Here is a 26,857-nt window from a genome sequence, read left to right as displayed (position 1 = left end):
CCCCCCTTAGGTTGGTTGCCCCTTTTGGGGCAAGGTTCTCCAAGGCCTCCTTCTTAATGGTCGGACGTACTGGCTGGSTMATMATYWCGGWTMKKYRGATTAACCGTTTTCAGTTGCTTCTAAACGTGCCAAGGCTTTGTTTGAGCTCGGTTTCCATTTCTTGATGGGCGGCAGTTTGGATCTCGCTCAGTGCTTTTTCCGCGAATGGCTCACTTTTCTCAATCAGCTGGTGGACTTGGGCCTGAATTGAGTTGACCATTTTACTGCCTAAATGACGATTCACCGGGCTGAGCTGGCGGTGAAACGATTCAAACTCAACGTTGGCTGAGAGATCGTTACCGTTCGCATCCAAAAGCAATCGCACTGGCGTTTGTGGCAAAAAGCGATGAATCCCCGAGGATTTAGGGGCTTGTGCATCAATGGTGTAAATCAGCTCAACAAACAGGTTCCCACGGGCAGCGCTTTATTTTTCAGCAAAGAGACTGCAGTGGTACCAATGTTCTCGCTTAGCAGGAGATCAATCCCACCACGCACAATCGGATGCTCCCAAGAGACAAACTGGACATCTTCGCGGCTGAGTGCGGTATCGCGGTCAAAGGTCAGTGTGCATCCATCCGCTGGCAGGCCTGGATAGCTGGGTACCATCATCTGCTCTGACGGTTTTACCACGATGGCGTTTTCACCTTTATCATCTTGATTAACGCCGATGGTATCAAACAGGCCAAGCGTGAAGGTGACAAGGCCTGTATCGCCATCTTGATCGGCAATAGTTTGCACCAGCTGCTTAGCCGCGTCCCCGCCATGTGAGTGCATTTCGAGCAGTTTATCGCGACCTTGCTCCATCTCTGCTTTGAGGCGTTGATTCATGGTGGCGCTATCGTTAATCAGTGCGTCCAGCGCCTCATCGTGTTGGTTGTTAGCCAGCAAGGTTAACAATGTCTCGCCATATTGCTCAAATACCGCACGGCCGGTTGGGCAGGTATCTTCAAAGGCATCAAGCCCTTCGTGATACCAACGCGCTAAAATGGTTTGCGCTGTGCCTTCCAGGTAAGGCACATGAATTGCGATATCTTGACGCTGACCAATACGATCAAGGCGACCAATGCGCTGCTCGAGCAAGTCGGGGTTCATCGGCAAATCAAACATCACCAGCTGATGGGAAAACTGGAAGTTACGCCCTTCTGAGCCAATCTCAGAGCAAATCAAGACCTGTGCACCGCCTTCTTCTTGGGCAAAGTACGCGGCTGCTTTATCGCGCTCAACGATCGACATGCTTCATGAAACACGGTGCCGCGGATCCCTTCGCGCTCGCGCAAGGCCTGCTCCAGCGTCAGTGCGGTTTGCGCGCGCGAGCAAATGATCAGTACCTTGTCGCTGCGATGGGTTTTTAAATAATCCAGCAACCAATCGATACGCGGGTCAAAGCCCCACCAGCTGGCACTGTCGCCCTCAAATTGCTGATAAATATCTTCAGGATAAAGATTTTGTACCGCTTTTTGCTCGCTAGAACTGGTGCCTCCCATCATGCCAGCAACCCGCATGGCGGTTTGATACTGGCTCGGTAACGCCATAGGGTGCATGTGCAGATGCCGGCTTGGGAAGCCACTGATGGCAGCCCGCGTGTTACGGAACAAGACGCGCCCGGTACCGTGGCGATCCATTAAATCATCAATCAGCTGTTGGCGAGCGGCGTGCTTGGTTGCGTCATCATCGCTATCAATGGCGCTGAAGCGTCCATCAAGGTCGTCACGTTGCAATAGCGCGCGAATGCTACGTTGTGCTTCATTATTTAACGGGGTATCGGCAAGCAGCGCTTCAACGGCCTCGGCGACGGGGGCATACTGTTCCGCTTCCTCGACAAAGGTGTCGTAATCATAAAAACGATCGGGGTCGAGCAGACGTAAGCGCGCAAAATGACTTTGCTGACCTAACTGCTCAGGCGTCGCGGTGAGCAACAACACCCCAGGGGTATGCTCAGCAATGCTTTCGATAATCTGATATTCACGGCTAGGTGCTGTCGGCGTCCAGGTTAAATGGTGTGCTTCGTCCACTACCAATAAGTCCCAATGGGTGTCACAAACTTGCTCGACGCGACGCCGATTTTTGCGTAAAAATTCCAGTGAGCATAACACTAGTTGCTGGGTATCAAACGGATTGGGCGCGTCAGCAAAGGCCTCGACACAGCGCTCTTCGTCGAAAATAGAGAAGTGTAGATTAAAGCGACGCATCATCTCGACCAACCACTGATGCTGCAAGGTTTCTGGAACTACGATTAGTACGCGCTCCGCTTGGCCTGCCAGCACTTGCTGGTGGATGATCATTCCCGCTTCAATGGTTTTCCCTAAGCCGACTTCATCGGCAAGCAAAACCCGTGGTGCATGACGACGGCCCACTTCATGGGCAATGTAAAGCTGATGAGGAATTAATCCAGCGCGCATCCCCGTTAATCCCCGCAGAGGGCTACGCAGCTGCTGATGCTGATTGGTTAATGCCCGATAACGCAACGCAAAACGATCCATGCGGTCGAGTTGACCGGCAAAGAGTTTGTCTTGCGGTTTGTTAAAGCGGATCTGATGGCTGAGTAAGATTTCACGCAGTGACACCTCGTCTTCCTCGGTGTCTTCGCGATAGCCGTAATAGGTTAATACGCCATCGGCTTCCTCAACCCGAGTCACGGTCATGGTCCATCCTTCATGGCTTTCTATTTCATCACCAGGGTTAAACATGACGCGAGTGACGGGCGCATCATGACTCGCATATAGCCGCGTTTCATCACTAGCAGGAAACATTAGGGTCACGGTACGGCCATCAACGGACACCACAGTGCCCAGTCCAAGATCATGCTCCGTATCACTGATCCAACGTTGTCCAAGCGCAAATGACATAAGGGAAAACCTCTGAATTAACTCGATTGTCGAAAGACTCGGTGCCGCGCAAACGCAACCCGATTAAATAGTGTGTTATTCAGTGTGGCACTGAAAAAATTGGTCGCCAATAGTACTCGAACTTGTGAAGAGGGTCACGATGAAACTCAATCAATCGCCGTAAAGACGGGTTTGACATACAAACGTCATTAAAGCACGGCAAAGATGAAAACGTGAGCTGGCACAGTAAAACAAGTTGGGCGATGCGCAACGACCAGGTCTACGCTTACTTTAAGCGCTGTCATCGACAGTGAATTGCCGACACAGGAGGTGCCTATGGGCGACGCCGACCGGAAGCTGTTTGTACTAGATACCAACATTCTCCTCCACGAACCTTTCGCCATCTATTCCTTCCAAGAACACGATGTCGTGATCCCCATGACCGTCCTCGAAGAACTTGACCGTATTAAAGATAGCAAACGTGATGTTTCACGGGATGCCCGCGTGGCGATTCGCGCCTTGGAAGATATCTTTAAAGAAGCCACGCCCGATGAAATTGGTGAGGGCATTGTGGTCGGTAAAGGCGATGCGACGGGGACGGTGTCCATTCTTGCCGATTTTGAGATTAAAGAGACCGTCCATGCGTTTGCCGATAAAGCGGGCGATAACCGCATATTAAATGCTGTGCTTCACTTACAAACCAAGCGATCACCGCGCAAAGTGGTGTTAGTGACCAAAGACATTAACATGCGTTTACGCGCCAAAGGGGCGGGCGTGATGTATGTTGAAGACTATCGCACAGATCAGCTTATTGATGATGTGCGATTGTTAACCAAGGGCTTCCATCAATTTACCGGCAATTTTTGGGATAAAGTTGGTGAGTGCAACAGCCAAGCGTATGGCACAGAAACCCGGCATACTTTGCCTTCGGAGCGACTAGAAACCCCGTTTGTGAATCAGTACTTATTGGATGAAAGTGACGACTTTGCCGCCAGGATTCAGACCCTGGATGGCGATAGCGCCGTGATCAAAGATTTGAGTCGTGAGCGACTCATGCATCGGTCAGCGTGGGACGTGAAACCGAAAAATATTTATCAAGGCATGGCGATGGATGCGTTGCTTGATCCCACCATCGATTTAACCATCCTGACAGGGCCGGCGGGCTGCGGTAAAACCATTTTAGCGATGGCGGCGGCGCTCGAGTTAGTGGTGGAAAAGGGCATGTACGATAAGATCATTGTCACCCGCAACACGCCAGATATTGGCGAATCAATTGGTTTTTTACCCGGGACAGAAGAAGAGAAAATGCTGCCATGGCTGGGCGCCGTGACCGATACCCTCGAAGCGTTGCACATGAATGATGAATGTACCGACGGCTCGATGCGTTACATCATGGAAAAAGCGAACCTGCAGTTTAAATCGATTAACTTTATGCGTGGACGCTCGATTCAAAATGCCTTTGTGATTTTGGATGAGTGTCAAAACCTCACCGCCTCTCAGTTGAAAACCATCATCACTCGCTGTGGTGAGGGCACCAAACTGGTGTGTTCGGGGAACTTAGCGCAAATTGACTCTTCCTATTTGACACCGGTAACATCCGGGCTAACTTACATTGTCGAGCGGTTTAAAAACTTTGAGGGGAGTGCGTGCGTGTACCTCAACGGGGTGGTACGAAGCCGGCTGGCTGAGTTTGCAGAAGAGAATCTTTAACCATCAAGATGGCGGCAACAATGCCGCCATTCATTGGGTTCAACCCGTGACACCGATATAATCACGCATTACGGTGGGTGGTTCGCTGAGGACGTTCACCGTATCGTGAAGCTGGATTTGGCCGTTATCCAGATAGATGAATTGGCTAGCAATCGCTTGTGCATCGTCGGGGTGGTGCGTGACCATTACCACGGTGGTCCCTTGCTCTTGAGCGGTGCGTTTGACCAAGGCAAGCATGTCTTTTTTAAGCGCGGGATCGAGCGCAGAAAAAGGCTCATCTAATAACAGCAGTGGCTGATTGCGTGCGATGCTTCGACCTAAAGCAATGCGTTGGCGTTGGCCGCCCGAAAGTTGACCGGGCAGACGCGACAAATAATCGGTTAACCCCACCGCGTGTGCGGCATGGCGCACGGCCTCTTGCTGTGTAGCCGTGAGTTTAAGCGAGGGAGACAAGCCAATCGCCATGTTGTCGAATACTGACAAGTGGGTGAAGACATTGTGCTCTTGAAACAAGATAGACAGTGGCCGCTGGTGGGCAGGCGTCGTGGTGACCGGTTTGCCATCAATGGTGATCTCGCCACTATCTGGCGCGATCAGGCCAGCAATCAGTGATAATAAGGTACTTTTGCCTGCTCCGCTGGGTCCGAGCACAGCCACAATCTCTCCAGGGGCTATTTGGGTGTCAAAGATCATCCAATCTTGCTGGTAACGATAGTGGACATTGGAAAGCGTCAGCATGCATGTCTCCATTGGATCAGACGAGTGATTAGGGCATAGCAACCCAAACTGGTGAGCAGTAATAGCATGGCAGCGGCAGCGCCTGCGTCCATTTGGTAGCTTCCCATCAAGCGAAACAAATAGAGCGGCAGGGTTTGAAAGTTTTGGCTGCCAAAAGTGCAATCGCACTGAGATCACCCATCGATAACACAAAACTCACCGCCACGCCGCGCGCGATGGGGGCGCGTAAACACTGCCATTCGATAAGACGTAGACGGTTAACACCTTTTAGCCCTAAGGTCGCGCAAAGATTGTGATAGGACTGGGCAAGTTGATAGGCGGGCGCGCTCAGTACTTTTATCAAATAGGGCAACGCCATCAGCGCATTGACGGTCATCACCAGCCATAAGGCTAAACTAAACACATCGCTAAACTGGCGGAACAGTAAAAAAAGCCCGGTGCTGAGGACAATACTGGGTACCACCAAAATTATCGCCCCTAAGGTTTCAATGCTATTCGCTTGTTTTTTACGCCCGTTCAAGCGCCAATGACGACTGGCTAAGATGACAGAGGTAGCCAATACGAAGGCCAAGGCGGTCGCCCCGGTTGCGATAAGCAGTGAATGCATGGTGGCTTGCCATAATGCCGTGTCGCTCAGCACAATTAACGCACTAGGGTTAAGGCCACGAGCGATCACGACCCCGAGAGGTGGTAGAACCAACAATAAAGTCAGCGCAATCCAGAGACTGTCCCAACACTTCGCAGTGCGACTATCGAGTGCCAATGGCAGCGGCTGCACTTCGCTGGGGGTATTGGCAATCGGTCGCGTCAGTGTTTGCACAATAAAAGCAAAGGTGCCGCACAAGAGCATTTGCCACAGCGCCAGAGCGGCACCGGTTTGTAAGTCAAAATCAAAATGAATGGCTTGATAGATAGCCAATTCAATGGTGGTTGCCTTTGGACCGCCACCGAGTGCCATTACCGTGGCAAAACTGGTAAAGCACAACATAAAAACTAAACCGATAATATGCGGCAAGCTTTGACGCAAATACGGCCATTCCAGGTGACGAAAGCGTGGCCAGCCTCTGAGACCAAGCTGGGTTGCTAGGCGCCGTTGATCCGGCGGGATCCCTTCCAAGGCCTGCACCATTAATTGGGCCGAAAAAGGCAGATTAAAGAAAACATGCGCAAGCAAAATGCCGCTTAAGCCATAGATAGAAAATGGCATCGCAGCATCAAATTGCGCGAAAGCTTGTGCAATCCAACCGCTGCGGCCGTAGATGGCAACCAATCCAAACACGCCCACCAATACTGGCAGCACCAGGGTCATGGCAAACAGTTTGAGCAGCCAGGCTTTCCATGGAATTGTCGCCGAGCCAGGGCATGGGCGACAGGGATGGCGAGCCCAACGCTGAGCACCACAGATAAGGTGGCTTGTTTAAAGCTAAAAAGCGTGACATGACGCAGATAGGCATCTTGCCACAATGCGGAAAGATCGAGGTCGTGGCTGTGCAAGAACAGCGCCAGAGTGCGCTCCCAATTAATAACACGACCAAGCTGGCCGCGAGACTGCCCGGCCAGGTTCGAGAAGGGTTGAGCATCGGCGCTATTCAACCAACGCGGTTTGCCAGTCGCGCACCCATTGCTGACGGTTACCCATCACTTCTTCGGGCTGATACAACAGGCTCTCTTCTGGCTTGTCTAGCGTATAGAAGGCGTCAGGCAAGCGGATATCCGTCACCGGATACATCCACTGTGTGGTTGGGATAACGGACTGTGCGGCGTCACTGAGCATAAACTGTAGAAACGCATCAGCTTGCTCAGGTTGGTCGGTATAAGCAGACTTAGCCGCTACCTCAATTTGCATATAGTGACCTTCTTCAAACATCGCGGCGGCAAAGCGGTCATCATCGTCAGCGACCAGATGGTAGGCGGGCGAGGACGTGTATGAGAGCACCATGTCTGCTTCTTTATTGAGGAACATGTTGTACGCTTCGGTCCATCCCTTCGTCACGGTAATGGTATTGTCCGCGAGATCACGCCATGCCTGCTTGCTCTGATCGCCGTACACTTTTTGGATCCACAGCATCAAGCCTTGGCCAACTGTTGAAATGCGAGGATCTTGATAGATCACACTGATGTCATCACGATCTTCAATAAGATCTTTTAGGCTTTTGGGCGGATCCAACAAGCGGGTGGTGTCATACACAAAGGCAAAGTAGCCATAGTCATAAGGGATGAAGTATTTATTATCCCAACCGCCAGGCACTTGTAGCCGCTCAGTATTGACCGCATGTTCTGCCACAATGCCGCTACGCTCGGCTTCTTTCATTAAGTTGGTATCCATACCCAATACAATATCAGCCTGGGTAGTATTGCCTTCGATACGTAAGCGGTTAAGCAGGGCGGCCCCGTCATTAAGAGACACAAACTCTAATTGGCAGTCACAGCGTTTTTCAAATTCGGCTTTGATTTTTGGCCCTGCGCCCCAGTCGGCGATAAAGGAATCATAGGTATAGACCGTCAGAGGATCGGCGGCACGGGCGCTGAGTGATAACAGCGATAAAGAAACCAGAGTGAGAACAGAGGTAATAACTTTCACAGCACGCTCCTAAGTGGGCGTGGGTGTTGAGGCAAGTTGATGGCAACATCAAGTCTCAATCCCTACGCCAGTGTTAGCTGGATCAGGTTCGATGGGTTTAGCGCTGGGCGCAATCTCAGCCGTGAGGCTCCCCAATGAGTACGTCGTTATTGTACTGATTGGCTTAGTGTTAACCAAGCCTTTTAGTCTCGGGGTTGGTTGAGGTCCCAATCGTAGTCGTAATCGATGCGTGCATCCTTGGGCAGCGCTGTGTCTCGGTATTGATTGATATGTGCGATCACGCTTTGTGTATCGCCACCAAAATCAGCCTGAAACCAGTCATAAATGGATGATAGCACCCATCGGTCGCCCTGCTTGGCGACGCCTTTATCACTGTTAATAAAGGCGTAGGCCGCTTGTTCTAACTGTGTGTCCAAGGTATCGGCTTGAAAGGCTTGTGGTTGAAGATCCGGGCAGCCTAGGCTTGCGCAGTTCACCGCATAATGGGTGCGAGGGTCTGGCCATAAGGGGCGCAAAATCCGGTGCTCGATATCATTCAAGGTAAGCGGCTCACCGGCAACCGACACGACGTCGTCATCCCAAGGCCCAAAGCTAAACAGCCCACCGAGTTTGGTGATGGAGCTAACGGGGTAGTTTTCTATAATCAGCTTTACCGTGGCCGCATTATAGAGGTTGACCCAATACGCGTATTGCTCGTCTTTGGTCAGAGTGCGCGGGTCGCGCGCGGTGAGCATGTCAATGTAATGGTTGAGGGTTGCTTTGTCGTCATCCGTGACCGCCGCATAGTTAAATAAGGTATGCTGCCCCTGAGATTGCAAATACTTATCGAGTAACACTTGCCAGCTGTGATGGGTAAAGGTGGCTTGGCTGTCAGGGTTATGGGCATCCCACATTGCCCAATAATCCGCTTTAGGGGCTGCGTGTGCGATCAGAGGTAAAAGTAATCCGAGTAGAAGTGTTAAACGCTGTAGCATCGCCATTCCCTATTGATATCAAACGTCTGTATAGACTAGACCAAAGCAAGATCCTAGTCGTTTCATCTTGGGATAAAAAACAGAATATAGCGATAAAAAAACGCTGCTGAGGCAGCGTTTTATCAATGCGTGGAGGGGTTTACGTCAAGAAGCTGGGGATCTGTTGCTCAAAGAGGGAAATTTCCGCTTCGTGCTGCAACGTCAGGCCGATGCTATCTAACCCTTCCAACAGGCAATGACGGCGAAAATCATCCATCTGGAAGGCAAAGCAGTGCTCACCGGCTCGGACAGTTTGTGCGGGCAAATCCAGGGTCACGGTCGCGCCTTCATTTACCGCCACATAAGCAAACAACGTGTCGATTTGTGTCTCTTCAAGGGTGACCGGGACAATTTGGTTATTGATGCAGTTGCCATAGAAGATATCGGCAAAGCTGGGGGCGATGATCACCGCAAAGCGTAATCATCCAGTGCCCACGGCGCATGCTCGCGTGATGAGCCACAGCCAAAGTTCTCGCGCGTGAGCAAAACACTTGCGCCTTGGTAGCGCGCTTGGTTGAGTACAAACTCGGGATTAGACTGCTTGCCCGCATCGTCCAGAAAGCGCCAGTCGTGAAACAGGTGCTGACCAAACCCAGTGCGGGTGACTTTCTGTAAGAACTGTTTAGGGATGATCGCATCAGTATCGACGTTGGCCGCATCTAAAGGGGCTACAATGCCGGTATGAGTGTGTATGCCTGACATAAGCCTCCTTATAATTGGTTAACGTCGACAAAATGGCCGGTAATCGCGGCCGCAGCGGCCATCGCTGGGCTGACCAAATGAGTGCGGCCTTCCCGGCCTTGGCGTCCTTCAAAATTGCGGTTGCTGGTGGATGCGCAGCGCTCTTTGGGGCCCAAACGATCGTTGTTCATCGCTAAGCACATTGAGCAGCCGGGCAGGCGCCATTCAAAACCCGCCTCGCGGAAAATGACATGGAGCCCTTCTTGCTCCGCTTGCGCGCGTACTTGCTCTGAGCCCGGCACCACCATGGCGTGCACACCGGCAGCGACATGTCGTCCTTTGGCGACCGCCGCCGCCGCACGTATGTCTTCAATCCGTGAGTTGGTGCATGAGCCAATAAAGACTTTATCAATCTGGATATCCGTCATAGCTTGGCCTGCGGTTAGCCCCATGTATTTCAAGGCGCGCTCGGCCGAGTGACGCTCGATCGGATCCGTCATCTGCTCAGGGGCCGGTACAGTGTCGTGTACGCTGACCACCTGACCGGGGTTGGTGCCCCAGGTGACTTGATGATGAATTTGGCTACCATCGAGTGTCACCACGCGATCAAACGGGGCGTCGGGGTCCGAGCGTAAGGTTTGCCAAAAATCGACCGCTTGCTGCCATTGCTCACCTTTAGGCGAAAACTTTTTATCTCTTAAATAAGCGAATGTGGTCTCATCTGGCGCGATTAAGCCGGCTTTAGCGCCTAACTCGATCGCCATGTTACACACCGTCATCCGTCCTTCCATGGACAAATCAGTAATGGCTTCCCCGCAAAATTCCACCACATGGCCGGTGCCGCCGGCATGGCCAACCTTGCCGATAATCGCCAGGACGATGTCTTTGGCGGTGATGCTAGGAGCGGCTTTGCCCGTCACTTCAATCTTCATGGTGCGGGCACGTGATTGCTTGAGCGTTTGGGTGGCGAGCACGTGCTCAACTTCTGAGGTGCCAATGCCAAAGGCCAGTGCACCAAAAGCGCCGTGGGTTGCGGTATGAGAGTCACCACAGACGATGGTATTGCCCGGTAAGGTAATCCCTAATTCAGGTCCCATGACATGGACAATACCTTGGTAACGATGGTTTAAGTCATACAGGATGACGCCAAATTCTTCGCAGTTCTGGGCCAAGGTTTCCATTTGGATGCGCGCCATTTCCCCTGACGCGTTAATGTCTTTGGTTTCGGTGGAAACATTGTGATCCATAGTAGCGAAGGTTTTGCTCACTTGGCGCACTGAACGGCCTTTCTCACGCAGGCCGTCAAACGCTTGTGGTGAAGTCACTTCATGCACTAAGTGGCGGTCGATGTACAGCAGCGGCGCTTCGCCCGGCTGCTCGGTGACAATATGGGCTTGATGAATTTTTTCGTACAAGGTCTTAGCGCCTTGCTGGGGGATTGCATTCGACATAGCTCGTATCCTTACGGGTAATTATTCTGCGCCTTGGCGGACATAGGCGGCGATACGATCGCCCATTTGCTCGGTACTCAGGGCAGGATGGTTACCTGCCAGATCAGCGGTCAGCTCACCGGCTGCCAAGGCTTGGCTCACCGCGTGCTCAATTGCACAAGCCGCGTTTTCTTCGCCCAATGAATAACGTAGCATTAGCGCGGCAGATAGAATTTGTGCCACGGGATTGGCGATGTTTTTACCGGCAATATCGGGCGCGGAGCCACCAGCGGGCTCATACAAGCCAAATTTACTCGCGTTCAAACATGGCTGAAGCAGCATGCCCATAGAGCCTGTGATCATGCGCACTCATCAGAGATGATGTCGCCGAAAATGTTGGAGCACAGCATCACATCGAATTGAGACGGGTCTTTAATCAGCTGCATGGTCGCGTTGTCGATATACATATGGCTTAAGCTGACATCCGGATAGTCTTTTGCGACTTCTTCTACCACCTCGCGCCACAGTATCGAGCTTTGCAACACGTTGGCTTTATCGATTGAGCACACTTGCTGGTTGCGAAGCTGGGCGGATTGAAACGCGATATGTGCGATACGTTTAATCTCATAGCGATGATAGACCTCGGTATCAAAAGCTTTTTCTTGGTCGCCTTCACCGTCTCGGCCTTTGGGCTCACCGAAGTAAATCCCGCCGGTTAGCTCGCGTACCACTACGATGTTAAATCCCTTATCGGCAATGTCTGCACGCAGTGGACAAAAGCCTTCTAATCCGGTGTGGATCTGGGCGGGGCGCAAGTTACAAAACAGGCCAAAGTGCTTGCGTAACGGTAGCAAGGCACCACGCTCCGGTTGTTCGGTTGGGGGTAAATGCTCCCACTGGGGGCCGCCGACGGAGCCAAATAAAATCGCATCGGCTTTTTCGCACCCAGCCAGCGTTTGCGCGGGTAGTGGTGAACCATGAGCGTCGATCGCAGCGCCCCCCACAGAATAATGCTGACGTTCCAAGGTGAGTGAGAAACGCTCGCTTACCGCATCAAGCACTTTTTCAGCTTGAACGATCACTTCGGGGCCGATACCGTCACCGGGTAAAATAGCAATCTGATGTGCGCTGGCCATGGTTATACTGTCTCCTGTTTTAAGTGGGATTGTTCCTTAATCTGGGCAATTTTATCGGCACGATAAATGGCATTGATCACGTTTAACAAAGCTTCACCGGAGGCTTCGATAATATCGGTCGACACCCCGGTGCCGTGATATTTGCGGCCTTTATAGTTGGCGATGATATCGGCTTGACCGAGACCGTCTTCCCCTTCGCCTTTGGCGGTCAGATCGAACTTATCCAGTTCAATGTCATAACCGGTAATGCGATAGATGCACTGATACAAGGCATCGACCGGGCCGTTACCAATCGCTGCCTCGCGTTTTTCTTCTTCACCGCATTGTAATTTGATGCTGGTCGTGGCCATTAAGCTGCCCGATTGCACGCCGAGATAATTCAACTTATAGAAGTCGTCCTCTTCTTTGAGGTTGTTGAAGAACATCAAGGCTTCTAAGTCGTAATCGAACACCTGGCCTTTGCGATCCGCCAGCTGCAAGAATGACTGATACAAGGTTTCCAAATCATAGTCTTGTTCACTATAGCCAAGATTATCCATATGGCTTTTCACCGCGGCACGGCCGGAACGGCTGGTAAGATTCAAGGATTTTTTCCCCAAACCAATCGACTCTGGGGTCATGATTTCGTAGGTGTTTTTGTTTTTCAGCATGCCATCTTGGTGGATGCCTGAAGAGTGGCTAAACGCGTTGGTGCCGACCACGGCTTTATTGGGCTGGATGGGCATGTTGCAAAGCTGGCTGATCAGCTTGCTGGTGCGGGCAATTTCAGTGTGGTTTAAGCCCGTCTCCACGCCCAATAAGTCGGCGCGCGTTTTTAAGATCATTGCAATTTCTTCTAGCGCACAGTTCCCTGCACGCTCGCCGATACCATTGATGGTGCCTTCCACTTGGCGTGCGCCCGCTTGCACGGCAGCAATGGAGTTGGCGACCGACATGCCTAAATCATCATGACAATGAACAGAGATCACGGCTTTATCGATATTGGGCACGCGGTTGAATAAGTTGGCAATGATATCGCCAAACTCACTGGGAACGGTGTAACCAACAGTATCAGGGATATTGACCGTAGTGGCACCGGCATCAATTGCCGCCTCGACCATACGGCACAAGTTATCGATGGGTGTGCGTCCGGCATCTTCGCAGGAAAACTCCACATCATCTGTATACTGGCGCGCATGTTTGACCGCACGCACTCCCATCTCTACCACGTCATCGTAGCTGCGGCGAAGCTTGTCTTTGACATGAATCGTGGAGGTGGACAAAAAGGTGTGGATACGAAAAGCGTCGGCGGCTTTGAGGGATTCGGCGGCCACATCAATGTCTTTAGGCACCGCGCGAGACAAGGCACAGACGCGAGCATGTTGCATATGCTGCGCAATGGTACGTACGGACTCAAAATCGCCGGGTGATGACACAGGAAAACCGGCTTCAATAATGTCTATCTTCAAGCGGTCCAAGGCTTGTGCGATTTGCAGCTTCTCTTTGACAGTTAAGCTTGCCGACAACGCCTGCTCGCCGTCACGTAATGTGGTGTCAAACAGAATGACTTGGCTGTTCTCGCTCATGAGTAACTCCCTGTTGTGTTTGCTGGCCGCCGTCATGGCTCTTTTATCGGCGCGATGTTTTATTTTGGCGACATTAGATACAAAAAAACCCGCGTCTGGCGCGGTTTTTGAGATTTGGCATTGACTGTTTTCTGCCCAAAACCTACCCGCGCGACTGGGTCACGATAAGGAGGAGAATGAGGCGTAGGTGAAACAGGGTCATGCTGATGTCCGTCAGTAAATATTCTGTTACCAGAAATAACAGAGCGATGGGGAAAGCGTCAATCTGAAAAAAACAAAACCCGTTTTCTGCGCAATACAAAGCTAAAAAAGCGGTGAATTGAACTGCTTTTAGGGTGTTTGTTTGGTTTTTTTCACTATTGGTTGCGGTGGCTTTATTCGCTTTGCATTATTTTTTGTGGCCTAAGGTGCCGTGTTCACCTGGGGCATTGAGGTGCGATAAATTCATCAATATGACCATAGAACGTCACCGACCTGTCATACCCGCTAACTAGAGTTTACCCATCAGCTCGTCGCATTGGGAGGCAGGATGAGAAGCTTTACCGCGATTCAACGCTTTGACCATACGGTGTCGACACTGTGCTTATCTCACCGCTTTAGCGCTGACACCGCCAAAGTTGCCCGTGCTGTTTCGCATTCGGGTGATGGGCCACTTTATCTGGTGATTGGCTTCAGCGCTTGGTGGCTGCAAGAGGCGGTAGGACTATGGTTTTTGCTCACAGGGCTCACCGCATTTGCCATCGAGCTACCCATTTATTGGTACTCAAACGCAGTTTTCGGCGCGCGCGCCCTTCAAAGCTCCCTGCTTTTATCACGCCTTCCGATCTTTACAGTATGCCATCTGGTCACACAGCCGCCGCTTTTTTGATGGCCGCTTTGCTTAGCACTTTTTTCCCTTCGTTAACCCTTTTGGTGTTTATCTGGGCCAGCTTGATCGGTATTTCTCGGGTGTTACTGGGGGTGCATTTTGTCACCGACATTGTTGTTGGCGCTGGGTTAGGACTCATGTGCGCGACGTTGGCACATAGCATCACTCTCGATCTTTACGGAATGACAGGTATTCAATGAAGCTTTTATATGGTGTTCAAGGGACGGGAAATGGCCATATCTCCCGGGCAAGAGCCATGGCCAGGGCGTTAGAACCTTATAACGTGGACGTTGATTTTGTATTCTCTGGCCGGCCTGCGGATCGTTATTTTGATATGGCGATGTTTGGGGACTATCGCACCTTTACCGGGATGAGTTTTGCCAGCCGTAATGGCAAAATTGCGTTGCTCGATACCGTCAAAAATAGCCATGCTTGCCAGTTGTATCGTGATATTCGTGAGCTTGATGTGACCGGATACGACAAGGTCATCTCTGATTTTGAGCCCATTACCGCGTGGGCCGCGCGTCGACAAGGCGTGCCGTCGGTGGCGATTAGTCATCAAGCGGCGTTTTTGCATGCTGTGCCGAAACAGGGTGAGACCCTAACAAACCGCCTTATCATGCGTTATTTTGCCCCCACAGATTATGCGATTGGTTTACATTGGTATCATTTTAATCAACCCATCTTACCGCCTATTATTGATACTGATACGGCTGTGAATACGACGGTCGTTCAAGATAACGCCTTCATTCTGGTTTATTTGCCGTTTGAGTCGTTAGACGCCGTGAGTGAACTGTTATTACGCTTTAACCAAGCGTTTGTGTGTTTTCATCCAGATGTTAGCGCGCCAACCGAGCGGGAAAACCTCACGCTGATGCCGTTAGGCAAAGAAATCTTTCATGCCGCACTGCACCGTTGTCAGGGCGTGATCGCAAACGGTGGCTTTGAACTGGCCTCGGAAGCGCTGAGTATGGGGAAAAAGTTACTCGTCAAGCCGTTGGCCGGTCAGTTTGAACAATTGAGTAATGTCGCAACACTGACCCAGCTCGGTTTAGCACACAGCATGGCGAGTTTAGATGCAGCGTCGGTACGTGAATGGCTACATGCTCCCAATATTGGAATCATTCATTATCCAATGTGGCGCAAGCACTGGCAGAGTGGTTGGTGAAAGGCGAGCTAAACCAGACGAGAAGTCTGTTTCACCATTTGTGGGCACATGTGGATTATCCCGAGTTGATTGAAGAATCTCTATTAGACTTTAACCGCTCACCGATGCCCTCAGGGCAGCATACTTTGCGGCTACAGCGGTTAATGCGGTAGTGGATATTTTGAGTCTGTTCAGGGTATATCCCCTGCCTATTCAAGGTGTATTTACCCGATAGGTCGGGCGATCATTCGACACCGTTCGTATTCATTGATTCGCTGTCAACGCCGCATCAATAGTATTTTTAAGGCGAATAACACAATGACAAGTTCAGTTTTTCTCATGGATAAGAAAACACCCCTCAACGTGCCATTTTATCAGCGTTTTTTGAGTTTTCTGTTAATAATAAATTCGGAAAAATAATGCCTTTGTAGTGGATCTCTCCGGTTTACTCCTCCTACGTCAGCGTAATCCAGCAACATACACTCAACATCTAGTGATTAAATGTAAATACTGGTTAGCTAATAGACAGTTTTGCAAATAAAACGTTACATTGGAGATAGCTTCTGTCGAGGCGAGCCAACGAACAATCTAACGCCGCCTTACCGCCAGTATTTGGTTTTGATGTCCGTGTGATCACACCACCAGTACATCTAAGTGTAAGGGGCTGGATTAGGCTAAAAGTAAGCCCTAACTATGCATACAGGGAGGCGTAGAGTGGAAATGTTATCCGGTGCCGAGATGATCGTGCGCTCCATGATCGATCAAGGCGTAAAACATATTTTTGGCTATCCAGGCGGGTCAGTGCTGGATATCTACGACGCATTACATGAAAAAAGCGGTATTGATCATGTGTTAGTGCGCCACGAGCAAGCCGCCGTGCACATGGCTGATGGGTATGCGCGTGCAACTGGTGAAGTGGGTGTCGTGTTGGTGACTTCTGGTCCAGGTGCAACCAATGCTATCACTGGGATTGCCACTGCCTACATGGATTCAATCCCGATGGTGGTTTTTTCCGGACAGGTAATGAGCAGCTTGATTGGTAACGATGCCTTTCAAGAATGCGATATGGTAGGGATTTCCCGCCCTGTGGTGAAACATAGTTTTTTAGTCCAGCGCGCAGAAGACATTCCTAATATCGTTAAGAAAGCTTTTTATCTTGCAGCTTCCGGGCGTCCAGGACCTGTGGTCGTCGACATTCCGAAAGACATGGTCAACCCAGCGCAAAAGTATCCGTATCAATACCCAGACAGTGTTCGAATGCGCTCTTACAACCCGACGACAACCGGCCATAAAGGACAGATTAAGCGTGGCTTAAAAGCGCTACTGGCAGCGAAAAAGCCGGTATTGTATGTAGGTGGCGGCGCGATCATGGCCGATTGCGGGGAGCAAATTCGCCAACTGTCAGAAAGCTTGAACCTTCCTGTAGTGAGTACCTTGATGGGACTCGGTGCCTTTCCCGGTACCCATGATCACTCACTCGGTATGTTGGGGATGCATGGCACTTATGAGGCCAATATGGCGATGCATCAGGCTGATCTTATCTTTGGGATTGGGGTGCGTTTTGACGATCGTACCACCAATAACTTAGAAAAATACTGTCCAGATGCCACCATCATGCACATTGACGTGGATCCATCGACCATTTCCAAAACCGTCTCTGCTGATATACCTATTGTCGGCTCCGCAGATTCTGTGCTCAATAGCATGCTCAAATTGCTGGTGGAGCAGGGTGGCAGTAACGACAGTGATGCTATTAGTACTTGGTGGCACAATATTCAAATATGGCGTGAACGCCAGTGCTTAAAGTACGCCACCGATCCGGAGCGGATTAAACCGCAGCAAGTGATCGAAACGCTCTATCGTTTGACCAATGGCGATGCCTATGTGACATCCGATGTTGGCCAACACCAGATGTTTGCCGCCCTTTATTATCCGTTTGATAAACCGCGTCGTTGGATTAATTCGGGGGGCCTGGGCACCATGGGCTTTGGCTTGCCGGCGGCGATGGGGGTGAAGTTTGCGTTGCCGGATGCCCAAGTTGTGTGTGTGACGGGCGATGGCAGTATTCAGATGAATATTCAGGAACTCTCCACCGCGCTGCAATACGATATTCCGGTGGTGATTGTTAACCTTAACAACCGTTTCCTCGGCATGGTCAAACAGTGGCAGGACATGATTTATCAAGGTCGTCACTCGCATTCGTACATGGACTCGGTGCCGGATTTTGCTGCAATTACCGAGGCCTATGGACATGTTGGTATGCGAATTAATCATCCGTCAGAGCTCGAAGCAGGCTTAGAAGCGGCCCTTGCAATGAAAGATCGCTTGGTGTTTGTCGATATCCATGTCGATGAAACTGAGCATGTCTATCCGATGCATGTCCGCGGCGGGGCGATGAATGAAATGTGGTTGAGCAAAACGGAGAGAACCTAATGCGCAGTATTGTATCTGTTTTAATGGAAAACGAGCCGGGTGCGTTGTCGCGCGTGGTGGGCTTATTCTCTCAACGTGGCTATAACATTGAATCGCTCACTGTCTCACCCACCGATGATGCGACCTTATCGCGCTTAAATATCACAACCTCGGTGGTGAGCGACGCGGATCGTGAGCAAATTGAGAAACATCTGCATAAGCTGATTGATGTGCTTAAAGTGAGTAATGTCACCGAAAGCGATCATATTGAGCGCGAACTGGCCTTGGTGAAAGTCAAAGCCAGTGGTTTTGCCCGTGCGGAGGTGAAACGTACCGCCGATATTTTTCGTGGTCAGATCGTCGATGTCACCCACTCGCTGTATACCGTGCAGTTGGCCGGTGACAGTGACAAATTGGATGCCTTTATTCGGGCGGTCGGAGAAATCACCGAGATCATTGAGGTGGCGCGCAGTGGTGTGGTGGGGATTGCACGCGGCGAGCGAGCGTTGCGGCAATAGCCTATGCAACAGATGATGATTACGGTAACCAAAAATGGCACGCCAAGGCGTGCCATTTTTTATATGTGCTAGGTGGGGTTTATCACATACACCAAAGCCTCATACGGCGCCAGTTGCATGTCGGGCATTAAAGGTTTGGCATCCGGATAATTATGGCTGACTAACTCTGCATTAGGCGCAGGCGCGACAGGCAGGGTGGCTGTCACCGCTTGGCCATAAAAATTACAAATCACCATCAGTTGGCTATCACCATTGTCGCGACGATAAGCCAGCAACTGTGGATGGTCAGGCAGTAAGTCCTGATAATCCCCTTCACGGATCACTGGCAGGGTTTTGCGCAGTAAAATCAATTTTTTGTAGTGATAGAACACCGAGTCTTTATCCGCCAGTGCGGTATCGACATTGACGTCAACATAGTTAGGCGCCGGTTTCAGCCAGGGTGTGCCTTGGCTAAAGCCGGCGTTGTCTGAGCTATCCCATTGCATGGGCGTGCGTGAATTGTCGCGCGAGCGGGCGGCAAGGATCGCCAGCACTTCCCCTTCGGGCATCCCTTGGTCACACAGCAGACGGTGCATGTTGCGGCTTTCGACGTCTTGATAGTCATCAATGCGCTGATAGCCAGGATTGGTCATGCCTATTTCTTCTCCTTGATACACATACGGCGTGCCCTGCTGCATATGAATCGCAGTGGCGAGCATTTTAGCGGACGCCACCCGATAGCGGCGGTCATCGCCAAAACGACTGACCACGCGCGGTTGGTCGTGGTTACACCAAAACAGCGCCCCCCAGCCTTGATGATGCAGGCCGTGTTGCCAAGTACGGAAAAGCTGTTTTAGGCCTAAAAAGTCAAACGGCGCGAGCCGCCACTTGTCGCCGTTTGGGTAATCGACTTTTAGATGATGGAAGTTAAACACCATGGAGAGCTCTTTGCCATCGGGCGCGGAATATTGCTGACAGTGCTTAAGGGTGGTGGACGACATCTCGCCGACGGTAACGCTCCCGTAACGCTGAAAAATATCGCGGCTGATCTCTTGCAAGAATTCGTGAACGCGGGGGCCATCGGTATAAAAGCGGCGACCATCACCTTGGTGATCATCAGGGAAGAACTGATCTTTGGAGATCAAATTGATCACGTCGAGTCGGAAGCCGTCCACGCCTTTGTCCGCCCAAAAAGCCATCACCGCCTTGACCGCCGCCCGCACCTCTGGGTTTTCCCAGTTAAGGTCGGCTTGCTCGGTGGCAAATAAATGCAGGTAATACTGACCCGTTGGCCCATGCCACTGCCAAGCGCTACCGCCAAATTTTGATTGCCAGTTGTTGGGTGCGCCGCCGTTAACCGGATCTTTCCAAATATAGTAGTCGCGATAGGGGCTGTCTTTACTCGCCAGCGCAGATTGGAACCAGGGGTGCTCGGTCGAGGTGTGGTTAATCACAATATCCATGACGATGCGGATATCGCGTTTGTGCGCTTCAGCGAGCAAGGTGTCGAAGTCATCCATGGTGCCAAGGCTGGGATCAATCGCGTAGTAATCGGCAATGTCGTAGCCGTTATCGACTTGTGGTGATACATAAATGGGGGTTAGCCATAATGCATCGATGCCCAAGACCGAAAAGTAGTCCAGTTTTTCGATAATGCCCGGCAGATCACCTGTCCCTGTTTGTGTGGTATCACGGAAGCTTTTCGGATAGATCTGATAGATGGTGGCCGTTTTCCACCAGGGATGTGCGTGCATAATGTCTCTCTTAACGCGAATTAAAGCGGGGATCGCTCCCCGCGGACAGAATGGGAATTAGACGACAGCCAATTTACCTTTGCTTGCCTGGCGACGATACATAAAGGCGGTGAGTGCAATGGGCACAATCACGGCAATCAATATCGCGACCGCGTAGACACCCCAAAATTGTGGCTGGATAGATAAGATACCTGGCAGGCCGCCCACACCAATGCCGTTGGCCATCACGCCGGATAGACCACAAACAATCGCGGCAAGGGCCGAGCCAACCATGGCGCATAGCATCGGGAATTTGTAACGTAGGTTAATCCCGTACATAGCCGGTTCTGTGACGCCAAGGTAGGCGGAGATGGCCGCAGGCACGGAGATTTCGCGCTCGTTTTCTTTCTTGCTCACCCAAATAATACCCACTACGGCAGAGGCTTGTGCAATGTTGGATAGCGCAATCAGTGGCCAGATTGGCGTCCCGCCCATTTCTTGCATCAGCTGCAAGTCCACCGCGTTAGTGGTGTGGTGAACACCGGTAATCACCAACGGCGCATAGAGGAAACCGAACAGCGCCGCGCCGATATAGGCGAAATCACCGGTCATGGCAGTGCGAGCCAAGAAAGCCACGCCGTTACCAATCTCGCGGCCAAATGGGCCAATTAAGGTGTGCGCCAAGATAACCGAGGTAAGCAGCGCCACAAAAGGCACCACCACCAAATACAAATAATCAGGGATAATACGTTTTAGTTGGGTTTCAATATACGCTAAGGCCATCCCCGCAAACATGGCTGGGATCACCTGAGCCTGATAGCCGACTTTTTCAATCGAAAACCAACCAAAATCCCATATTTCGGGCATTTGTTTACCAATAAGGTAAGCATTCATTAATTGAGGAGAAACTAGGGTAATACCCAGCACGATCCCCAAAATCGGTGTGCCGCCCATTTTCCTCACGGTCGCCCAACATACCCCAACGGGTAAGAAGTGGAAGATCGCTTCGCCGATAAGCCATAAAAAGCCATGAGCCGTGGCCCAAAATTCACTGATTTCTATCAGGGTTTTGCCATCGAACATGCGGATATCGCCAATCACATTCCGAAAGCCTAAAATCAGCCCCCCGGTGATGATCGCGGGGAGAAGGGGAACAAAAATTTCCGCAAGGTGTGAAATCGCACGCTCAGTCAGGCTCATGTTTTGGCGAGCCGCTTGTTTAGCATCGTCTTTTGATTGGCCGTCAACGCCGGTTTGCTTTTCTAGTAGGGCAAACACTTGGTCAACGTTGGTGCCAATCACCACTTGGAACTGCCCGGCGCTGGTAAAACAACCTTTTACCATGGGAATCGATTCTATCGCGGCGACATCTGCTTTGTCTGGATCGTTGAGGACAAACCGTAAACGGGTAAGGCAGTGGCTCACGGTTGCAATGTTGTCTTTGCCGCCAATATGAGTGACCAGTTGGTCAATGGCTTTTTTATCTATCTGGCTCATAAGCAATCCTGTATTGCTGTCGGGTATTCATTGGTAACGTTCCCACTGATTATGAATTGAACTAATCCGTTTGGCATTGGAATCGTTCGCATAGTTTGAAAACCATCACACAGAAATTTATAACTGCTTGATTAACCGTGTAGAGGAAAAGCTAGGGCACCACGAGATGACAAGGCTGTGTCCAATGCGTGATTGCCGAGACATCATCATCCAGTTGCTTGAGCAGTAACTCGGCAGCATGTTGTCCCGCTTGATGGTAGCCCAGCTCCACACTCACCGCGCGTGGGAACATAAAGCGTAGCATGTCATGGTTACCGATGCCGCCAATGGCGATGTCTTCTCGGTCAAGGTTTGTAACCGCTTAGCGACGCCAAGCGCGAGGGTGTCAGACGCACATACAATCGCTTGAGTCTGGCTATCAATCAATGATTCCGTTGCCTCATAGGCGGCGTGTAGGCTCATCTCACAGCGATGCAAACGAGCAGGTAGCTGGTGGTGATCACAGAACGAATAATAGGCATGGGCCCGAGCACGACCCGTGGTTTCATCGTGTTCATCAATACCGAGAAAGTGAATGTGGCGCAGACCTTGTGCATAAAAATGTGTCATAACTTGTGTGACAGCCCCTTGGTTGTCATAGCTGACACTGGCGTAGTCGTCACTGTCGACAGCAAGTACCACACAATGATGTGCAAAAGGCGCCAGCGCAGAGAGATCACATCCAGAAAAGCCAAAAAAGATAATACCGTCAACATTGCGGCGCTTTAGCACATCAAGGTGCGCTTGCGCTTTTTGTTGCGAAAATTGGGTTTCCATAATCGCCGCATCGTAACCCTTGGCATAGAGCGTATTGAGCAGTCCAGTGAGGGCGGTATTTTCGGAGTTGGAACTAAGCTTCGCGACAATCACTCCTACGACACCACTGCGCTGGGCGCGCATCGCACGTGCTGATTTCGAGGGTAAAAAATCGTATTGGTCAATGACCCCTTGGACTTTAGCGCGCGTGGTGTCCTTAACGCGTACATCATTATTTAACACACGGGATACGGTTGATTTTCCCACCCCGGCGAGACGGGCGATATCTAAGATGGTGAGTGGTTTGGTCATGATGCTCTCTATGATATTGATCAATCAGCCGCTTAGTGCTTTTTGCGCTGGCCGCAATGATACCAGCCGTGATTCTTACTTGCGATTTATTGATTAATTTGTAAACTATCGCCTGATTTTTGAGCAGTGCGAAGAGTGAGCGCCGCTGTTTATTAGTAATGAAGTGAGGTCTATCGTGGTACAAACAGTCAATAAATGCTTAGTCCGAGCAACAACACTCACGCTGGCTATTATGGCATTAAAATTAAGCGCGATTTATTTGGTGCCGTTAGCGGTACTGATCAAAACGCACTTCAAAGAAATTGTCCACTGGTAAGCGCGGATAAAAAACGCCCCGACATAGTCGAGGCGTAGGTTTTGCTATAGCTTTTGCTATATAGGTGCGATCAATTACTACAGCACGTGCACTGATGTAGTATTGGTTGTGCCTGAAGGGACTAATGCACCGGACACCATCACCACGATATCGCCTTTGTTTGCTAGGCCAGATTCGAGTGAGAGGTTTTTACCACGACGGTAGAACTCATCTGTGCTGTCGATGCTTTCGATCATCACGGGTGTCACCCCTTTAGTCAGACACAAGTGCGCGGCTGTTTTGGGGTTGGTGGTCACCGCGATGATGTTCGCGGTTGGGAAGTACTTACGTACTGAACGCGCTGACTTGCCCGCTTCGGTGGCGACCACGATCAAAGGTGCGCCCAGTTTTTGCGACGTATCTACCGCACCTTTACAGACCGCTTCGGTGATGCGTAGACGATCGCTATCGAGATGAGCGCCCAGCGACGGTGACATTTGACGATCGGTACGCGCACAGATCTGTGCCATGATGCTGACCGCTTCCAGTGGGTATTTACCTTTTGCGGATTCACCTGACAGCATCACTGCATCAGTACCATCCATGATAGCGTTAGCCACGTCACCGGCTTCTGCACGGGTTGGACGCGGGTTTTTGATCATTGAATCCAACATTTGCGTCGCGGTAATGACCAGCTTGCGAGCACGGTTACATTTCTCAATCATCATCTTCTGTGCGAAGATCACTTCTTCAACGGGGATTTCAACACCCAGGTCACCACGCGCAACCATGATGCCGTCTGAGGCTTCTAAGATGGCGTCAAAGTTGTCGACACCTTCTTGGTTCTCAATTTTAGAGATGATTTTGATATCACTGCCGCCGTTTTGAGCGAGCAGATCACGGATTTCTTCCACGTCTTCTTTTTTACGAATGAACGAGGCCGCGACAAAATCAACGCCTTGCTCACAGCCGAATTTAAGATCGGACTTGTCTTTTTCGGCCAATGCTGGAAGCTAACGGAAACGCCTGGCAGGTTAACACCTTTGTTTTCGCCCAGCTCACCGTTGTTCAGTACTTTACAAACCACTTCTTTTTCAGTCGTTTCTAGTACTTCCATCTCAAGTAGACCATCATCGACCAGGACAGTATTGCCCGGTTTTAGATCCTGAGGTAAACCTTCATAAGTGACTGCAACGCGATCTTTATTGCCTACCACAGAGGTGTCTGTGGTAAACGTGAAGGTTTGACCGGCTTCTAGCATGACGTCGTCGCCATTTTCTAGTTTTACCGTTCGGATTTCCGGCCCTTTAGTGTCCAGCAAGATAGCGGCTTGTTTGCCGGTTTGCTTCATCACATTGCGCAGGTTGGTGATACGCGCGCCATGCTCTTGGTAGTCACCGTGTGAGAAGTTAAGACGCATGACGTTCATGCCCGCTTCAACGAGCTGGGTCAGCATCTTTTCAGATTCGGTTTTTGGGCCAATCGTACATACGATTTTGGTCTTTTTCATCGACACATTTCTCCGGTCAAAAATTGAAACATAAGCTTGGTGCTTTCTCACAACACACTGAAAAGTGTAACTTTACCACGCACTTTTTGCTTTAGTGGCTGTGAAAGCAAAACCTTTGCATTTTTCAATGGCGTTACCGCAACCATGAACGCTGGGGTAACATCACTGTTTATCGCTTGTGAGTATAGATTGTCTGCGGCGATCTATGTTGATCACGGGCAATAAAGCCGTTATCGATCGGAAAATCTTGAAGCTCGCGCCCCAATCATTTAGATCCTTTTTCCTCATTGGAGCGCGTAAATTTACCACAAATGCCGATTTAAATCATTACAACAGAGTGACTGACGGGTCGCGGATGAAGATATTTTTGCATTGATTACGCTTTCTGTTGATGTTTCCACCTTTACCATATGACGTATTCTCTTTTGATTACTTTCTATACCGTTAATGTCTAACTTGACACTATATGGTGTGATCTAGCTTCCAATTTGAACTGGATCATGCTTTTTTATTAAGTCTTTTGCGTTCTGTAAGAATTTATCTACCATCAAGACTCTTTCTATGGACTGTCTAATAATGTTTGCGCGTACTTTTCGGATTTTGACAGGAATACTGCTTTTAGCCTGCACCTATGCGAGTACGTTTGCATGGGCTGACGATGCGTATCTGTCAGAAGAAAAAGACATATTAGTCGTTGCACATTCATCTGAGTGGAAACCGTACAGTTATCTCACCAAGAAAAGCCAACCTAAAGGCTTATTGATCGACTTTTGGCAGGCGTACGCGAAATACAATCACACGTCGATTCAGTTTATGTTGGTTGACTGGTCTGATTCTCTTTCGTACATGAAAGAGGGCGGCAATCGCGTTCACGGGGGATTACTTAAATCCCCCGAGCGTGAAACCTATTTAGACTATGTGGCCCCCATTTTTAATACCAACGGCTCACTGTACGTGGAGAATCAATCGGGGCAGGTCAGTAAAGACCCCTTAGCTGCAGGCAAAGTGGTGGGCGTGGTAGCCGGCAGTTACGAGTCTTGGTTTTTAGTCGAACACTATCCCAATGTGAAGCAAAAACGCTTTAGAAGTAATGAAACGCTATTTAGCGCAGCACTTGATGGCGAAATCAGTGCGTTAGTCGCGGATAGCCAAACCGCAAACTTTTACTTTTTGACGCAAGGTAAACCCCTCGCGTTTGTGGCCGATCAAGTGCTATATACGCGTCCGATTTATGCAGCAGTGCCAAAAGGCAATCAAAGGCTACTTAACGAGGTACGCGAGGGAATTGATAATATCCCTGCGGAAGAGCTACTGCGTATTAAGCAAAAATGGATTAATACCGAACGAGTAGAAGCGTACCCCACTTGGCTTATCCCCAGTGTCGCGCTTGTGATGCTGTTGGGCGCGATCACCTATATCTTTATCTTAAAACGCATGGTGTATAAGCGTACTGTGGCCCTGCGCCAAGCCAATTCACGTCTGCGAAAGTTTGCTAATACGGATCCGTTAACTCAGTTGTTAAATCGTCGTGGTCTAGACGCTTACTTTTCACGCCAAAAGCCTAAACTCAACCGTCAGCAAGAAATGGGATTGATCCTGATCGATCTCGACCACTTTAAGCAGGTCAATGATACCTACGGGCATATGCAAGGCGATAAAGTATTAGTGCACCTTGCGAGCTACCTAAAGCGGCTAGTGAAAAAGGGGGCGGCGGCCCGTTTGGGTGGCGAAGAGTTTTGTGTCCTATGCCCAACGCCAGATTTAGACGCCTTGATTGACATCGCGAACCATATTCGCTGCGATGTGGCGGATAGTGTCTTTGAGTTCGACGGTGCTGAGATACGTGTGACGGTCAGTATTGGTGCCATCATTGCTAGGGCGTGTTGATCTTTCGTGATTGTTTTTTGAACGGCATGATAAGGCGTTATAATCTCTTTCGCCAAAAACAAACTGTAACGCCATACCATGCCGAGACTCATGCTAACTGATAAGCGGTGGCAAAAGCTACTTCAAGTAATGAAGAACACTGGCCGCATTTATAATAAATCTGAACATAGAATGACCTTTGAAGGA

Annotated in this window: 17 protein-coding genes, 6 pseudogenes and 1 riboswitch; of the genes and pseudogenes, 8 read left to right on the top strand and 15 right to left on the bottom strand. The window is 50.4% G+C overall.

Annotated features, from left to right (window positions below):
- Positions 1–130: 130 nt before the first annotated feature.
- A pseudogene (gene rapA / locus DZ54_RS19505) lies at positions 131–2,885 on the bottom strand (RNA polymerase-associated protein RapA); the annotation flags it as partial.
- 315 nt (positions 2,886–3,200) lie between these two features.
- Here rapA and DZ54_RS0105915 point away from each other — a divergent pair.
- The gene (locus DZ54_RS0105915) at positions 3,201–4,574 is read left to right on the top strand and encodes a PhoH family protein (RefSeq protein WP_025673417.1); all 1,374 of its coding nucleotides are present in this window, start codon (positions 3,201–3,203) and stop codon (positions 4,572–4,574) included.
- Positions 4,575–4,613: 39 nt separating this feature from the next.
- Here the strand turns inward: DZ54_RS0105915 and thiQ are convergent, their stop codons facing one another.
- The 9 genes and pseudogenes from thiQ to leuA form a co-directional block, all read right to left on the bottom strand.
- Positions 4,614–5,312 carry a thiamine ABC transporter ATP-binding protein gene (gene thiQ / locus DZ54_RS0105910; RefSeq protein WP_025673416.1) on the bottom strand — a complete coding sequence of 233 codons (699 nt, stop codon included), beginning with the start codon at positions 5,310–5,312 and terminating at the stop codon, positions 4,614–4,616.
- 106 nt (positions 5,313–5,418) lie between these two features.
- Entirely contained in the window at positions 5,419–6,621 is a 1,203-nt protein-coding gene (locus DZ54_RS19500; protein ID WP_476707453.1) for a thiamine/thiamine pyrophosphate ABC transporter permease ThiP, read from the bottom strand.
- Positions 6,618–6,905, bottom strand: a complete 288-nt coding sequence (locus DZ54_RS27670) for a hypothetical protein (protein WP_476707452.1) — start codon at positions 6,903–6,905, stop codon at positions 6,618–6,620. Before DZ54_RS27670 ends, DZ54_RS19500 begins: the two co-directional genes overlap by 4 nt.
- Positions 6,898–7,893 (bottom strand): thiamine ABC transporter substrate binding subunit, encoded by a 996-nt coding sequence (thiB, locus tag DZ54_RS0105900; RefSeq protein ID WP_025673415.1) that lies wholly within the window; start codon positions 7,891–7,893, stop codon positions 6,898–6,900. The genes DZ54_RS27670 and thiB overlap by 8 nt, the downstream gene beginning before the upstream one ends.
- Positions 7,894–7,935: 42 nt before the next feature.
- Positions 7,936–8,037: riboswitch (TPP riboswitch) on the bottom strand.
- Positions 8,038–8,075: 38 nt separating this feature from the next.
- Complete coding sequence (locus tag DZ54_RS0105895) at positions 8,076–8,867, bottom strand: DUF547 domain-containing protein (RefSeq protein ID WP_025673414.1); 792 nt, start codon at positions 8,865–8,867, stop codon at positions 8,076–8,078.
- Positions 8,868–9,006: 139 nt separating this feature from the next.
- Positions 9,007–9,608, bottom strand: a pseudogene (gene leuD / locus DZ54_RS19495) (3-isopropylmalate dehydratase small subunit).
- An 8-nt stretch (positions 9,609–9,616) separates the two neighbouring features.
- The gene (leuC, locus tag DZ54_RS0105885; RefSeq protein WP_025673413.1) at positions 9,617–11,038 is read right to left on the bottom strand and encodes a 3-isopropylmalate dehydratase large subunit; all 1,422 of its coding nucleotides are present in this window, start codon (positions 11,036–11,038) and stop codon (positions 9,617–9,619) included.
- Positions 11,039–11,059: 21 nt separating this feature from the next.
- Positions 11,060–12,153: pseudogene (leuB, locus tag DZ54_RS19490) on the bottom strand (3-isopropylmalate dehydrogenase).
- Between the two features lie 2 nt (positions 12,154–12,155).
- Complete coding sequence (leuA, locus tag DZ54_RS0105875; RefSeq protein WP_025673412.1) at positions 12,156–13,718, bottom strand: 2-isopropylmalate synthase; 1,563 nt, start codon at positions 13,716–13,718, stop codon at positions 12,156–12,158.
- A gap of 529 nt (positions 13,719–14,247) precedes the next feature.
- On the opposite strand from leuA, the pseudogene DZ54_RS19485 reads away from it, so the two are divergent.
- The 4 genes and pseudogenes from DZ54_RS19485 to ilvN all read left to right on the top strand — a co-directional run bounded on the left by DZ54_RS19485 (position 14,248) and on the right by ilvN (position 18,663).
- A pseudogene (locus DZ54_RS19485) lies at positions 14,248–14,786 on the top strand (phosphatase PAP2 family protein).
- Positions 14,783–15,754, top strand: a complete 972-nt coding sequence (locus tag DZ54_RS19480) for an MJ1255/VC2487 family glycosyltransferase (protein WP_240473928.1) — start codon at positions 14,783–14,785, stop codon at positions 15,752–15,754. The pseudogene DZ54_RS19485 and the gene DZ54_RS19480 overlap by 4 nt, the downstream one beginning before the upstream one ends.
- A 693-nt stretch (positions 15,755–16,447) precedes the next feature.
- Positions 16,448–18,166 carry an acetolactate synthase 3 large subunit gene (locus DZ54_RS0105855; protein ID WP_025673411.1) on the top strand — a complete coding sequence of 573 codons (1,719 nt, stop codon included), beginning with the start codon at positions 16,448–16,450 and terminating at the stop codon, positions 18,164–18,166.
- A complete protein-coding gene (ilvN, locus tag DZ54_RS0105850; protein WP_025673410.1) occupies positions 18,166–18,663 on the top strand; it encodes an acetolactate synthase small subunit in 498 nt (165 codons plus the stop codon). The genes DZ54_RS0105855 and ilvN overlap by 1 nt, the downstream gene beginning before the upstream one ends.
- A gap of 68 nt (positions 18,664–18,731) precedes the next feature.
- Here ilvN and treC read toward each other — a convergent pair whose 3' ends face one another.
- From treC to DZ54_RS19475, 4 genes are all read right to left on the bottom strand, one after another.
- Positions 18,732–20,396, bottom strand: coding sequence for an alpha,alpha-phosphotrehalase (gene treC, locus DZ54_RS0105845; RefSeq protein ID WP_025673409.1), 1,665 nt, complete (start codon positions 20,394–20,396; stop codon positions 18,732–18,734).
- Between the two features lie 57 nt (positions 20,397–20,453).
- Complete coding sequence (gene treB / locus DZ54_RS0105840; protein WP_025673408.1) at positions 20,454–21,872, bottom strand: PTS trehalose transporter subunit IIBC; 1,419 nt, start codon at positions 21,870–21,872, stop codon at positions 20,454–20,456.
- A 151-nt stretch (positions 21,873–22,023) separates the two neighbouring features.
- On the bottom strand, positions 22,024–22,176 hold the full coding sequence (locus tag DZ54_RS25860; protein WP_240473927.1) for a hypothetical protein: 153 nt from the start codon (positions 22,174–22,176) through the stop codon (positions 22,024–22,026).
- Positions 22,146–22,979 (bottom strand): LacI family DNA-binding transcriptional regulator, encoded by an 834-nt coding sequence (locus tag DZ54_RS19475; RefSeq protein ID WP_240473926.1) that lies wholly within the window; start codon positions 22,977–22,979, stop codon positions 22,146–22,148. The genes DZ54_RS25860 and DZ54_RS19475 overlap by 31 nt, the downstream gene beginning before the upstream one ends.
- A 175-nt stretch (positions 22,980–23,154) precedes the next feature.
- On the opposite strand from DZ54_RS19475, the gene DZ54_RS25185 reads away from it, so the two are divergent.
- Complete coding sequence (locus tag DZ54_RS25185) at positions 23,155–23,295, top strand: hypothetical protein (protein ID WP_164831557.1); 141 nt, start codon at positions 23,155–23,157, stop codon at positions 23,293–23,295.
- 77 nt (positions 23,296–23,372) lie between these two features.
- Here the strand turns inward: DZ54_RS25185 and pykF are convergent.
- Positions 23,373–24,784 (bottom strand): annotated as a pseudogene (pykF, locus tag DZ54_RS19470) (pyruvate kinase PykF).
- A gap of 576 nt (positions 24,785–25,360) precedes the next feature.
- Between pykF and DZ54_RS0105810 the strand changes: the two are divergent.
- The gene (locus DZ54_RS0105810) at positions 25,361–26,671 is read left to right on the top strand and encodes a transporter substrate-binding domain-containing diguanylate cyclase (protein ID WP_025673406.1); all 1,311 of its coding nucleotides are present in this window, start codon (positions 25,361–25,363) and stop codon (positions 26,669–26,671) included.
- A 78-nt stretch (positions 26,672–26,749) separates the two neighbouring features.
- Positions 26,750–26,857, top strand: a pseudogene (locus DZ54_RS24705) (IS5/IS1182 family transposase); the annotation flags it as partial.

The organism is Salinivibrio socompensis S35, from assembly GCF_000513715.1.
In the GTDB taxonomy this organism is placed as follows: Bacteria; Pseudomonadota; Gammaproteobacteria; order Enterobacterales; family Vibrionaceae; genus Salinivibrio; species Salinivibrio socompensis.
Note: the sequence above shows the minus strand (reverse complement) of the source record. Positions and strands in the feature narration are given on the sequence as shown.

Excerpts from the sequence above, each read along its gene's own strand:
- DZ54_RS19480 (WP_240473928.1), top strand. The coding sequence starts at position 14,783 with ATGAAGCTTTTATATGGTGTTCAAGGGACGGGAAATGGCCATATCTCC.
- thiQ (WP_025673416.1), bottom strand. The coding sequence starts at position 5,312 with ATGCTGACGCTTTCCAATGTCCACTATCGTTACCAGCAAGATTGGATG.
- DZ54_RS25860 (WP_240473927.1), bottom strand. The coding sequence starts at position 22,176 with ATGCTACGCTTTATGTTCCCACGCGCGGTGAGTGTGGAGCTGGGCTAC.
- leuC (WP_025673413.1), bottom strand. The coding sequence starts at position 11,038 with ATGTCGAATGCAATCCCCCAGCAAGGCGCTAAGACCTTGTACGAAAAA.
- treC (WP_025673409.1), bottom strand. The coding sequence starts at position 20,396 with ATGCACGCACATCCCTGGTGGAAAACGGCCACCATCTATCAGATCTAT.
- ilvN (WP_025673410.1), top strand. The coding sequence starts at position 18,166 with ATGCGCAGTATTGTATCTGTTTTAATGGAAAACGAGCCGGGTGCGTTG.
- treB (WP_025673408.1), bottom strand. The coding sequence starts at position 21,872 with ATGAGCCAGATAGATAAAAAAGCCATTGACCAACTGGTCACTCATATT.
- DZ54_RS0105895 (WP_025673414.1), bottom strand. The coding sequence starts at position 8,867 with ATGCTACAGCGTTTAACACTTCTACTCGGATTACTTTTACCTCTGATC.
- DZ54_RS19500 (WP_476707453.1), bottom strand. The coding sequence starts at position 6,621 with ATGACCCTGGTGCTGCCAGTATTGGTGGGCGTGTTTGGATTGGTTGCC.
- leuA (WP_025673412.1), bottom strand. The coding sequence starts at position 13,718 with ATGAGCGAGAACAGCCAAGTCATTCTGTTTGACACCACATTACGTGAC.
- DZ54_RS19475 (WP_240473926.1), bottom strand. The coding sequence starts at position 22,979 with ATGACCAAACCACTCACCATCTTAGATATCGCCCGTCTCGCCGGGGTG.
- DZ54_RS0105915 (WP_025673417.1), top strand. The coding sequence starts at position 3,201 with ATGGGCGACGCCGACCGGAAGCTGTTTGTACTAGATACCAACATTCTC.
- DZ54_RS0105810 (WP_025673406.1), top strand. The coding sequence starts at position 25,361 with ATGTTTGCGCGTACTTTTCGGATTTTGACAGGAATACTGCTTTTAGCC.